We start from the raw sequence: 11,728 nt of genomic DNA, 5'->3' as shown, positions 1-11,728 counted from the left end.
CAGACCCCGGGGATGAACGAGCTGATCGCCGTCCCCGACGCCGACATGCCCGTGATGTCCACCCTGGAGATCAACGCCGCGGTGACGGACACCGAGGACGGCCCGGCGCTCGCCGTCCGCTTCGGGTTCCCGACCGGCGTGCTCTCCCGCGACGAGGTGGGTGAGCTGGCCGACCTGTGGGGCACCGCCCTCACCGGTCTGGCCCGGCACGCCGCCCGGCCGGGCGCGGGCGGGCTGACCCCCTCCGACGTGCCGCTGGTCGCCGTACGCCAGGGCGAACTGGAACGCTGGGAGGCACGCTTCCCGTCCCTGGCGGACGTGTGGCCGCTCACCCCGCTCCAGCACGGCCTGCTGTTCGAGTCGATGCTCGCGGACACCTCGTACGACGCCTACCACGTCCAGGTCGTCTACGGCCTGTCCGGCGCCGTCGAGCCCGAGCGGATGCGGGCGGCCGGGCAGGCGCTGCTCGACCGGTACGCCAACCTGCGCACCGCCTTCGTCCCCGACGGCTCCGGCGACCTCGCGCAGCTGGTCCTCGACGAGGTCGAACTGCCCTGGCTCCACGCCGACCTGCGGGAGCTGGACGACACCGCGCGCGCCGAGGCCCTGCGGCGGCTGCTCGCCGAGGACGAGGCCGACCACTTCGACCCGGCCCGGCCCCCGCTGCTGCGGATCAGCCTCGCGCTGACCGGAGCGGACGAGGCCCAGCTGGTGCTGACCTCGCACCACGCCCTGCTGGACGGCTGGTCGCTGAGCATCCTGATGGGCGAGCTGCTGCGGCTGTACGGCTCCGGGGGCGACCCCTCCGTCCTGCCGCGGGCCCACCGGTACGGCGACTTCCTGCGCTGGCTGTCGGAGCAGGACCCGGCGGCCTCCGACCGGGCCTGGCGGACCGAGCTGGCCGGGGTGGAGGAACCGACGCTGGTCGTGACCGACCCGAGCGTGCGGGCCGACGCGCGGCGGGTGGGGCAGGCCGACATCCCGCTGGCCCCGGAGACCGCCCGTGCGCTGATCGGCGTCGCCGCCGAGCTGGGCGTCACGCTCAGCACCCTGGTGCAGGGCACCTGGGCGATCGTCCTGGCCGGGATCACGGGCCGGCAGGACGTGGTGTTCGGCACCACCGTCTCCGGCCGGCCGCCCGCCGTGCCCGGGGTGGAGTCCATGGTCGGCCTGTTCATCAACACCCTGCCGGTACGGGCGGAGCTGTCGCCCTGGCAGAGCCTGCGCCAGGTGCTCACCGCGCTCCAGGACCGGCAGAGCGCGCTGATGGACCACCATCACGTCGGGCTCACCGAGATCTGCCGGGCCGCCGGACTGACCACGCTGTTCGACACCGTCGTGGTCTTCGAGTCCTTCCCGATGGAGCGGGACGGCCTCGCCGACGCCGACGCCAACGGCGGCGTCGCGATCACCGGTGTCGGCACCGGCAACGGCACCCACTACCCGCTCGGTATCGCGGCCGCCGCCGACGACCGGCTGCACGTCGTCATGGAGTACCAGCAGGACCACTTCGAGGCGGCGGTCGCCGAGGGCATCGCGGACCGGCTCGGCCGGGTGCTCACCCGGATCGCGGCCGACCCGGACGCGCCCGTCGCCGCCCTCGACCTCCAGCCCGAGGAGGAGCGGCGCCGGCTGCTCGACGGCTTCAACGGCACGGCGGCACCGACGGCTCCCGGCACCGTCGCGGACCAGTTCGAACGCCGGGCCGCCGCCACACCCGACGCCACCGCCCTGCTCTTCGAGGACCGGCGGGGTGTACCTGCCGGTCGACCACACCTACCCGGCCGAGCGGATCGCCTACATGCTGGCCGACTCCGGTGCCCGGCTCGCGGTGGTCGACGCCTCCGCGGCCGCGGTGACCGACGGGCACGGCCTGCCCACGGTCCGGGTGGACCGGGTGCCGTCCGGCGGCGGGCACGTCCCGCGCGTGCCCCGGGGCAGCAGCCCCGACAGCGCCGCGTACGTCATCTACACCTCCGGCTCGACCGGTCTGCCCAAGGGCACGGTGGTCACCCACCGGGGTGTGGCGAGCCTGGTCGACGCGCACGTCGAGCGGATGGCGGTGGACGCCGGCAGCCGGATGCTCCAGCTGGTCTCGCCCAGCTTCGACGTCTCCCTGTGCGAGATGTTCACGGTGCTGCTGTCCGGGGCCACCCTGGTCCTCGCCGACAAGGAGGAGCTGGCGCCCGGCCCGCCGCTGGCCGCGACGGTGGACCGGCACCGGGTCACGCACATGATGCTCCCGCCGTCGATGCTGGCCGCGCTCCCCGCCGGGTCGCTGAGCAGCGTGGTCTCGCTGCTGGTCGGCGGGGAGGCGCCGTCGCCCGAACTGGTCGCCCAGTGGGCGCCGGGCCGCCGGATGATGAACGTCTACGGCCCGACCGAGACCACCGTGTGCGCCACCATGAGCGCCCCGCTGACCGCCGACGACCGGGTGTTCCCGATCGGCACGCCCATCCACAACACCCGGCTGTACGTGCTCGACGCGGCGCTGCGTCCGGTCCCGGCCGGGGTGCCCGGCGAGCTGTACATCGCCGGTCCCGGCCTCGCCCGCGGCTATGTCGGCCGGCCCACCGTGACCGCCGCCCGCTTCGTGGTCTGCCCGTTCGGCGGGCCCGGCGAACGGATGTACCGCACCGGTGACGTGGTGGCGTGGACCGCCGACGGCGCGCTCGTCTTCCACGGGCGGGCCGACGACCAGGTGAAGATCCGCGGCTTCCGGATCGAACTGGGCGAGGTGCAGGCGGGGCTGAGGGCCCATCCGGGAGTGGACCAGGCCGTGGTGATCGTCGACGGCGGTGGCGGCGACCGGCGGCTGGCCGGCTACCTGGTGCCCACCGCGGACCGGGCCGGCGACCCGGACCTGGTGTCCGAGGTGCGCGAACTGGTGCGGGCGCGGCTGCCGCAGCACATGGTGCCGGCCGCGCTGGCACTGATCGACGAGGTGCCGCTGACCCTGAGCGGCAAGCTCGACAAGCGGGCGCTGCCGGTCCCCGACTACGCGGGCGAGTCGGCCGGCCGGGCGCCGCGCACCACCCGCGAGGAGATCCTGTGCGGTCTGTTCGCCGAGGTGCTCGGCCTCGACTCGGTCACCATCGACGACTCGTTCTTCACCCGCGGTGGGCACTCGCTGCTCGCCGCCCGGCTGATCAGCCGGATCGGGGTGGTCCTCGGCGTCGCACTGCCCCTGCGCGCCGTCTTCGACGCGCCGACCGTCGCCGAACTGGTCGCGTTCCTGGAGACGGAGGGCGACTCGGGGCTGTCCGGCGACCCCTTCGCCCCGGTGCTGTCCATCAAGGGCGGCGGCAGCCGGGCCGCGGGCGCCGACGGGCCGCCACTGTGGTTCGTGCACCCCGGCGGCGGCATCTGCTGGCCCTACCTGGGCTTCGGCGGCCGGCTGCCCCAGTACCGGACGATCCACGGCATCCAGGCCAAGGGCTTCGACGGGGCGGCCCGGCTGCCCGAGTCGCTGGACGAGATGGTCCTCGACTACGTGGGGGAGATCCTGGCCGTCCAGCCCGAGGGCCCGTTCCACCTGGCCGGGTACTCCATCGGCGGCACCCTCGCCCAGGCCGTCGCCGCCCGGCTCCAGGAACGCGGCCACGAGGTGGCGTTCCTGGTGCTGCTGGACAGCGTGCCCGGCGACTACCTGGCGACCCAGCCGGCGCCGGCCCCGGCCGCGCTGCGGGAGTACTTCCGCGAGCACCTCACCAGCGGCGTCGGCTCCGGGGACCACGAGGCGTTCCTCGACGACGCGGTCCGGGTCATCGTCAATCACACCTCGCTGACGCCCAAGTTCACCTCACCCGTCTTCCACGGCGACGCGCTGTTCTTCAACGCGGTGCCCAACCAGGACGCCCGCTACGGGGACCTGTGGGGGCCGTACATCACGGGGACCGTCACGCAGTACGACATCGAGAGCACCCACCACGACCTGATCGACGCCGGGTCGGCCGACGAGATCTGCCGGCTCATCGGCCGGGAGACGAAACGGAGATTCGACATATGAGCAGCAACCCCTTCGACGACGAGAACGGCCAGTTCCAGGTGGTGGTGAACGACGAGGACCAGCACTCGCTCTGGCCGACCTTCTCGGACGTGCCGGCCGGCTGGCGGGCCGTCTTCGGCCCCGCGGGCCGCGCCGAGTGCCTGGAGTACGTCGAGCAGAACTGGACCGACCTGCGGCCCAGAAGCCTGCGGGCGGCCATGGCCGCGGAGAAGTAGCGCAGCGACACCAGCGAGCAGCGACACCAGCGCAGAGACACCAGCGAGAGGAATCAACTTCGCCATGTCGAAAGTCGTCGAGCGGTGGAACTTCCACCCCAACAGCCCCTGGCTGCGCGGCATCCGGCCCGACAAGCCCGTCGAGTTCAGCGAGGCGTTCGGCGCCTGGAACGTCTACGGCTTCGCCGAGGTCGAGCAGGTACTCGGTGACCACGAGACCTTCTCCGCCCGCACCGCCGCCTACGCCGCCGTGCAGGTGGACGAGAAGTTCCAGCAGGGCGACATCTCCCAGATGGACCCGCCGGAGCAGACCAAGTACCGCAAGCTCATCGGACGTGCCTTCACCCCGCGGGTGGTGTCCAACCTCGAACCCGCCATCCGGAAGATCACCGGCGAGCTGCTCGACGCGGTCGACGAGAAGGGCTCCTTCGAGCTGGTCGCCGACCTCGCCTACCCGCTGCCCGTGCGGGTGATCGCCGACATGCTCGGCATCGACAGCAAGGACTTCGACCTGTTCAAGGGCGCGGCCTTCGACATCATCGAGAACATGGCGGGCATCGACTTCGTGGCCGGCGGCGACGGGATCGAGGAGCAGATCCACGACGCGGAGAAGCGCCTCCAGCCGCTGCTCGACTACATGCTCGGCCAGGTGGTGGAGCGGCGGAAGAACCCGCGCGAGGACCTCCTGACCTACCTCACCCAGGCCGAGGAGGAGGGCGACCGGCTCACCGACACCGAGATCGTCAACATCGCCAACGTCCTGCTGATCACCGGGCACATCACCAGCACGATGATGGTCGGCAACACCATGGCGTGCCTGGACACGGAGCCCGCCAAGCGGGACCGGGTGCGCGAGGACCGCTCGCTGGTGCCGGGTGCCATCGAGGAGGCGCTGCGGCTGCTGCCGCCGGCCGCGACCCTGTCCCGGGTCACCACCCGCGAGGTGGAGCTCGGCGGCGTCACCATCCCGGCCGAGCAGATGATCCTGCCGTGGGTGAGCGCCGCCAACCGCGACCCGCTGCGCTTCGAGGGCCCCGACGAGTTCCGCCCCGAGCGCACCCCCAACGCGCACGTCGTCTTCGGGCACGGCGTGCACTTCTGCCTGGGCGCCCGGCTCGCCCGCCTGGAGGGGCGGATAGCCGTCAACGCCCTGCTCGACCGCTACCCCGACTTCCGGTCCGACCCCGAGCGGCCGACGACGTTCTTCCCCTCGGAGGACATGGTGGGCGTGCGCTCGATGCACGTCCTGACCGGGCGGGGCGGGGCCCGGTGACCGACTTCGCGGACCGTTGGGGCCTCGGTCCCGACAAGTACTGGCTGCGCGGGCGGCTGCCGGACCAGAAGGTCGCCTTCGACGAGGCGATCGGCGTGTGGCAGGTCGCCGGGTACCCGGAGGTGCTGGAGGTCCTGAACGACTCCGAGTCGTTCTCCGCCGACTCCACCCGCCTGTTCGACGTGGACGAGGAGCAGGCCCGGCTGATCAAGGGCGACATGGCCCAGATGAACGGGCCCGAGCACATCCACATGCGCCGCCAGGTGGGCCGGGCCTTCAGCCCCAAGCGGATGGAGGACCTGGAGGGCCGGATCACCGGCCTGGGCGACGAACTGCTGGCCCCCCTGGCCGGCCGGGACCGGTTCGACCTGCTGGGCGACTTCATCGACGACCTGTCGGGGATCCTCTTCAGCGAGCTGCTGGGCACGCCGCCCGAGCAGCGGTACATGTTCAAGGCCGTCGACCAGACGATGGACGCGGACGTCCAGATGAGCACGGTCGGCGAGGGCGGCGAGGAGTACTTCGACTCGCTGCTCGGCCCGCTGCTGCCGCTGCGCGACTTCCTGGGCGAGATCATCGACGAGCGCGCCAAGGAGCCCCGGCAGGACCTGCTCAGCCTGATGCTGGAGTTCCGCTACCTCGACGGCAGCCCGATGGCCCGCGACGAGATCATCAACTTCGCCGTGGCGGTGCTGGGCGCGGGCCACCTCACCAGCCCGATCCTGATCGGCAACACCATGCTCTGCCTGGAGTCCTTCCCCGCCCAGGCGGCCCGGGTGCGGGCCGACCGCTCGCTGGTGCCGAGCATGTTCGAGGAGGTCATGCGGTACTTCACGCCGGCCACCACCTCCTACCGGGCCACCGAGGTGGACGTCGAGGTGGGCGGGGTGAAGATCCCCAAGGACCAGATGGTCAGCATCCAGCTGGGCGCCGCCAACCGCGACCCGCGCCAGTTCCCCGACGCGGACGCCTTCGACGCGGGCCGCGCTCCGAACCAGCACGTCGGATACGGGCGCGGGGCCCACTACTGCATCGGCGCGGCGATGGCCCGGGTGGAGACCCGGGTGGTCTTCAACCTGCTCCTGGACCGCTTCCCGACGCTCCGGGTGGACCCGGACGTCCCGCCGGTCTTCTTCGGCTCGCCCGAGTTCACCGGCGTGCGTTCCCTGGCGGTGCGCACCGCCTGACCCGCGGCACCCGCCCCCCGCCCCCGTCCCCGTCGGAGCCACCGGCGGGGACCTCGCACGTCCGGGACCCGATAGCGCGTCGATAAGGCACCGATAAGCGGACCCCATAACGTCGTGGTCGTACCGGGGCGACAGCTGCCGCGGGAACCGAAACCCGGAGGGCCGAGCCCCTCACCGACCGACGGGAGTCACCGATGGACGCGGTCCAGGTCCTGCGCGCCGGCCCGGTCCGGCAGCGACAGCGACCGGCTGCCGAGCCGGCGCTCGAGACCGTCCAGGATGGCCTGGAGGCCGAACTCGAAGCTGTGCTCGGGCGCGGCGCCGTACTCGGTGCCGGCATAGGAGTCGACGCGGGAGCGCAGCCGGGGGAAGCCCAGCGCGATCTCCGTCGCCTGCGCCATCGTCTCCCTGATCGCTTCCTGGGCGTTGCGGCCGGCCTTGGTCAGACGCCGGTTCACCGACAGGGTGGCCGACAGGCCGATGGAGTGGCCGAGCACGAACGTGAAGACCGTGGCCGCCGCCTGGTCGGCCTCCACACCGACGAAACCGGCCTTCTCGAAGACCGCGAGGCTGTGGTCGTCGTGGCGGGCCTTGTTCTCCCCGTAGAGGGGCTGCGAGGCGAAGGCCATCACCAGCCAGGGGTGCTTGGTGACCATGCGGTACAGGTCACCGGCCATCGTGGCCGCCGCCGTGCGCCAGTCGACGGTGTCCAGGTCGGGTAGCCCGACCTCGTTCCACACCTCGTTCCCGGCCAGGACGACGAGGTTGTCCTTGTTCTTCACGTGCCAGTACACGGCGGTGGCCGCCGAGTCGAGGCGCTTGCCGAGACTGCGCATGTTCAGACCCTCGAGACCCTCGGCGTCCAGCAGCTCGATGGCTGCGCGCACGATCTGCTCGCGGGTCAGCGTGTCACGGGGCATGAGCTCAGGCTAGATCAGAAATTCGGATTGCACAAAGTTCAAGTCAGACCCGGAACAGCACTTGCACAGTGTGCAAGTCGCCTCTACGGTGAGGACTTGAACAGCGTGCAAGTCAGTGAGGAGGATTGAGATGGTGAGTACGGCGATTTCGGTTGTCGGTCTGCGCAAGGCCTACGGCGAGCACCGGGTACTGGACGGAGTGGATCTCGAGATCCCGGCCGGATCGGTGTTCTCGCTCCTGGGTCCCAACGGCGCGGGCAAGACCACGACCGTGAAGATCCTCTCGACGCTGCTGAAGGCGGACGAGGGCCGGGTGACGGTGGCCGGGCACGACCTGGCGGCCGACCCCGACGGCGTCCGCGGCAGCATCGGCGTCACGGGACAGTTCTCCGCGGTCGACCCCTTCCTGAACGCGGAGGAGAACCTCGCGCTGATGGGCCGGCTGTGGCACCTGGACAAGCGCGTGGCCAAGGAGCGCTGCGCCCGGCTGATCGAGCAGTTCGACCTGGTGGAGGCGGCGCGCAAGCCCGTGCTGACCTACTCCGGCGGCATGAAGCGGCGCCTCGACCTGGCGATGACCCTGGTCGGCGCACCGCGGGTGATCTTCCTGGACGAGCCCACCACCGGACTGGACCCGCGGGTGCGCCGGGCGATGTGGGACCTGCTGCGCGACCTGGTCGCCGACGGCGTCACCCTGTTCCTGACCACCCAGTACCTGGAGGAGGCCGACCAGCTCGCCGACCGCATCGCGGTCCTCAACGGCGGCCGGCTCGTCGCCCAGGGCACTCCCGAGCAGCTCAAGCGGCAGATCCCCGGCGGCAGCATCGACCTGCGGTTCACCAGCACCGCCGCGCTCGCCACGGCCGCCGCCGCACTGGACGGCACCCCGCTCACCCGCGACGAGGACTCGATGACGCTGCGGGTCCCGAGCGACGGCAGCGCCGCCGCCGTCCAGGGCGTCCTCGCCCGGCTCGACGTCAGCACCGTCGGCGAGCTGTCGCTCAAGACCCCGGACCTGGACGACGTCTTCCTCGCCCTGACCGGCCAGACCCCCGACACCAGCAAGAGCGAGCCCGCCGGCACCGTCGGCGCCGACACCGAGAATGGAGCCCTGGTATGAGCACCGTCACCTACGCGGTCGCCGACTCCGCCACCCTGCTGCGCCGCAACATCAAGAACCAGCTGCGCTACCCCACCACCGCGCTGTCGATCGTCGGCATCCCGGTCCTGTTCCTGCTGCTGTTCGTCTACGTCTTCGGCAACGTGCTGGGCGAGGGCGTCGCCCCCCTCGGCGGCGGTGACGACTACGTCAACTACGTCCTGCCCGGCCTGATCATCATGACCGCCGCCACCGGCTCCCTGGGCACCGCCGTGTCCACCTCCGTGGACATGACCGAGGGCATCATCGCGCGGTTCAAGACGATGGCCATCTTCCGTCCGGCCATCCTCATCGCCCGCGTCATCTCCTCGGTCCTGCAGACCCTCACCAGCATGGCGCTCGTCCTCGCGGTGGCCTGGGCCATGGGCTTCCGGCCCAACGCCACCCCCGTCGAGTGGCTCGCGGCCCTCGCGCTGCTCGCCGCCGCCAGCCTCGCCCTGACCTGGCTCGGCGTCGCCTTCGGCCTCGCCGCGAAGACCCTGGACGCGGCCAGCAACGCCCCTTTCCCGCTGATCCTGCTGCCCTTCGTCGGCTCCGGCATCGTGCCGACCGACACCATGCCGACCGGCCTGCGCTACTTCGCCGAGTACCAGCCCTTCACGCCGATGATCGAGACCCTGCGCGGGCTGCTCCTCGGCACCGAGATCGGCAACAACGCGTGGATCGCCGTCGCCTGGTGCGCCGGCCTCACGCTCCTCGGCTTCGTCTGGGCCATGAAGCACTTCAACAAGGACCGCACCAACTGACGGCGCGACACCCGTCCGCCGAGTCATCCCCCGCAGCCCGTGGCACCCCAGCGTGTCCACGGGCTGCTTGCCATCCGCCAAAGGGTTCGTCATGCCGGAATTCGAGACACCCCAGCCGATCCTGGCCACCATCGAGCTGAACGTCGGCAGCGTCCGCATCGCCGCGGGCGCCCGCACCGACACCGTGGTGGAGGTGCGTCCGAACGACCGTTCCGACCCGCGCGACGTGGCGACGGCGCAGCAGGCCCACGTGTCCTTCACGGCCGGAGAACTCGTGGTGAGCGCGCCCAACCCGCGCGGGTTCGCGCTGGGCGGCGGCGCGGTGGTCATCGACATCGGGCTGCCGGCCGGTTCCCGGGTCCGCGGGGACGCGCTGGCCGCCGACTTCGTGTGCGTGGGCCGCCTGGGGGAGTGCCGGCTCAGCACCGACTGCGGCCACATCGAGGTGGAGCAGGCGGGGCCGCTCCATCTGACCTCGATCCTCGGCAACGTCACCGTGGCACACGCGCACGGCGACGTGGAGGCCCTGGCCGAGGGCGGCGACGTGCACATCCGGGTCGCCGACGCGGCCGTCCAGCTCAACCGCACCAAGGGCAACTCCGAGATAGGCGAGGCCAGGGGCAACGTACGCGTGTACGCGGACAGCGGCGACCTGCACATCGGGCGGGCGCACGCCGAGGTGGAGGCGCGGGCCTCGCAGGGCGACATCCGCATCGACGAGACCACGCGCGGGCCGCTCGTGCTGGAGACGGCGTCCGGCAAGCTGGAGGTCGGCGTCGCCCTGGGCGTGCCGACGCTGCTCGACCTCGACTCGCACGTCGGTACCGTCTACCGCTCCCTGGACCTCATCGTCGCCGGCACCTCCGCCGACCGTCCCGACGCCGTCCGCATCCACGCCCACACCATCATCGGCGACATCGTCGTACGCCGGACCTCCTACGACCTGGACGGCGAAAGCTGGCCCTGAGGCCCACCTCCACCGACCGCCCCCGCCCCCGCACCCAGGGCGGGGGCGGAGGCGTTTCCGGCCCAGCCCAGCCCAGCCCAGCCCAGCCCAGCCCAGCCCAGCCCGGCCCGGCCCGGCCCGGCCCAGCCCGCCCCGGCCCACCTGCGCGACGCCACGCCGGGCAGTGCGGGGCGGGGCGCCTGCCGCGCCGGGCACGGTGCGGGCGGTGCGCGTCCCTCGCCGTGCCTGCTCCGCGACTCCTGCCGGGTCCCGCTCCGGGACTCCTGCCGGGTCCCGCTCCGCCACTCCTGCCAGGCCACGCTCCGCGTTCCGTACCGGCCCGCCGCCCGCACCGGGGCCTCCCCATCGCCCCCGCGTCCCGCCTCCGCCCTGTCGCGGCCCCCGCCCCCGCCCCCGCCCCGGGCCGGGCGGCGTGCAGGGGAAAACCCCCGGCCCCCCGCGGATGCGGGGGGCCGGGGGCGGGGGCTGACGAGGGGAAGGTCAGCCCGCCTTCGGGGGGGTGGTGCGGAACAGGGCGGAGAGGGATTCGGCCGTGGTGTTGAGCAGGCCCTGGGCCTTGGCCAGGTCGTCCTCCGTGAGGGCGCGGTCCTGGCCGGCGTCGCGGACCTGGTCGCCGAACCGCTCCAGCATCCGCTTCAGCAGCTTCTGCGTCTCCTTGGCGTCCCGCCCCTTCGGCCGGCCCGACCCGTGCTGCATCCCCGCGCGGACCCGCTCCTCCACGTCCTCCATGAGCCGGGCCTGGAAGTCCGCCCCGTACTGGTCCCGGGTCTGCCCGACGAGCTGCTCCTTGAGCTGCCGGGCGTCCTGCTTGGCGTTCTCACGCATGACCGTCACCTGTTCCTTCGTGTTCTGGCGGATCTGCCGGGCCACCGCCGCGGCGCCCTCACCGTCCCGCTGCCCCGCCCGCCGCAGCGTGCCGCCCAGGCTCGGGCGGCTCTTGGCGGTGGCGGGCCGCAGGTGGGCGGAGAGGTCCGCGACGTTCGGGTACTGGAAGAGCTGCCGGATGGTGACCTCGACACCGAGGGTGCGGCGCATCCGGCCGATGATGCGGGTGGCCTTCAGGGAGTTGCAGCGGAGGGCGAAGAAGTCGTCCCCGAGGCCCACCCGTTCCACCCCGAGGACGTCCGCGACCAGCTCGCAGAGCGCCTCCTGCTGCGCGGTCGGGGCGGGTGCGCCGCCGTCGGCCGGGGAGGGCGCCGCGGCGACCGGCGCGGGCAGCGCGGCCGGGTCCACCGCACACGCCGGTGTCAGC

The 11,728-nt window shown here is 72.4% G+C and carries 9 protein-coding genes and 1 pseudogene; 8 read left to right on the top strand and 2 right to left on the bottom strand.

Features of this window, described 5'->3' with window-relative positions:
- Nucleotides 1-12: 12 nt before the first annotated feature.
- The 5 genes and pseudogenes from BZZ08_RS40185 to BZZ08_RS37065 all read left to right on the top strand — a co-directional run.
- Nucleotides 13-1,578 (top strand): annotated as a pseudogene (locus BZZ08_RS40185) (condensation domain-containing protein); the annotation flags it as partial.
- 175 nt (nucleotides 1,579-1,753) lie between these two features.
- Complete coding sequence (locus tag BZZ08_RS37080) at nucleotides 1,754-4,009, top strand: amino acid adenylation domain-containing protein (protein WP_104636553.1); 2,256 nt, start codon at nucleotides 1,754-1,756, stop codon at nucleotides 4,007-4,009.
- Nucleotides 4,006-4,224 (top strand): MbtH family protein, encoded by a 219-nt coding sequence (locus tag BZZ08_RS37075; protein ID WP_104636552.1) that lies wholly within the window; start codon nucleotides 4,006-4,008, stop codon nucleotides 4,222-4,224. The genes BZZ08_RS37080 and BZZ08_RS37075 overlap by 4 nt, the downstream gene beginning before the upstream one ends.
- A 64-nt stretch (nucleotides 4,225-4,288) precedes the next feature.
- Nucleotides 4,289-5,497 (top strand): cytochrome P450, encoded by a 1,209-nt coding sequence (locus BZZ08_RS37070; protein ID WP_104636551.1) that lies wholly within the window; start codon nucleotides 4,289-4,291, stop codon nucleotides 5,495-5,497.
- Nucleotides 5,494-6,684: a cytochrome P450 gene (locus BZZ08_RS37065; protein ID WP_104636550.1), complete on the top strand. Its 1,191-nt coding sequence runs from the start codon at nucleotides 5,494-5,496 to the stop codon at nucleotides 6,682-6,684. The genes BZZ08_RS37070 and BZZ08_RS37065 overlap by 4 nt, the downstream gene beginning before the upstream one ends.
- Nucleotides 6,685-6,872: 188 nt before the next feature.
- Here the strand turns inward: BZZ08_RS37065 and BZZ08_RS37060 are convergent, their stop codons facing one another.
- Nucleotides 6,873-7,604, bottom strand: a complete 732-nt coding sequence (locus tag BZZ08_RS37060) for a TetR/AcrR family transcriptional regulator C-terminal domain-containing protein (RefSeq protein ID WP_104636549.1) — start codon at nucleotides 7,602-7,604, stop codon at nucleotides 6,873-6,875.
- Nucleotides 7,605-7,734: 130 nt separating this feature from the next.
- Here BZZ08_RS37060 and BZZ08_RS37055 point away from each other — a divergent pair, with 130 nt between their 5' ends.
- The 3 genes from BZZ08_RS37055 to BZZ08_RS37045 all read left to right on the top strand — a co-directional run bounded on the left by BZZ08_RS37055 (nucleotide 7,735) and on the right by BZZ08_RS37045 (nucleotide 10,476).
- On the top strand, nucleotides 7,735-8,724 hold the full coding sequence (locus tag BZZ08_RS37055) for an ATP-binding cassette domain-containing protein (RefSeq protein ID WP_104636548.1): 990 nt from the start codon (nucleotides 7,735-7,737) through the stop codon (nucleotides 8,722-8,724).
- A complete protein-coding gene (locus BZZ08_RS37050) occupies nucleotides 8,721-9,509 on the top strand; it encodes an ABC transporter permease (RefSeq protein ID WP_104636547.1) in 789 nt (262 codons plus the stop codon). Before BZZ08_RS37055 ends, BZZ08_RS37050 begins: the two co-directional genes overlap by 4 nt.
- Before the next feature lie 91 nt (nucleotides 9,510-9,600).
- On the top strand, nucleotides 9,601-10,476 hold the full coding sequence (locus tag BZZ08_RS37045; protein ID WP_104636546.1) for a DUF4097 family beta strand repeat-containing protein: 876 nt from the start codon (nucleotides 9,601-9,603) through the stop codon (nucleotides 10,474-10,476).
- Between the two features lie 480 nt (nucleotides 10,477-10,956).
- On the opposite strand, the gene BZZ08_RS37040 is transcribed toward BZZ08_RS37045, so the two are convergent.
- On the bottom strand, nucleotides 10,957-11,728 hold a 772-nt coding region (locus BZZ08_RS37040), incomplete at its 5' end, for an acyl carrier protein (protein WP_133169263.1).

Origin of the sequence: Streptomyces sp. MH60 (assembly GCF_002939385.1) — a bacterium.
GTDB lineage: Bacteria > Actinomycetota > Actinomycetes > Streptomycetales > Streptomycetaceae > Streptomyces.
The sequence above is the reverse complement of the archived record's forward strand: the minus strand, read 5'-3'. Positions and strand labels throughout refer to the sequence as shown.

Coding starts and splice junctions, on each gene's coding strand:
- BZZ08_RS37070 (WP_104636551.1), top strand. CDS start 4,289: ATGTCGAAAGTCGTCGAGCGGTGGAACTTCCACCCCAACAGCCCCTGG.
- BZZ08_RS37075 (WP_104636552.1), top strand. CDS start 4,006: ATGAGCAGCAACCCCTTCGACGACGAGAACGGCCAGTTCCAGGTGGTG.
- BZZ08_RS37045 (WP_104636546.1), top strand. CDS start 9,601: ATGCCGGAATTCGAGACACCCCAGCCGATCCTGGCCACCATCGAGCTG.
- BZZ08_RS37060 (WP_104636549.1), bottom strand. CDS start 7,604: ATGCCCCGTGACACGCTGACCCGCGAGCAGATCGTGCGCGCAGCCATC.
- BZZ08_RS37050 (WP_104636547.1), top strand. CDS start 8,721: ATGAGCACCGTCACCTACGCGGTCGCCGACTCCGCCACCCTGCTGCGC.
- BZZ08_RS37055 (WP_104636548.1), top strand. CDS start 7,735: ATGGTGAGTACGGCGATTTCGGTTGTCGGTCTGCGCAAGGCCTACGGC.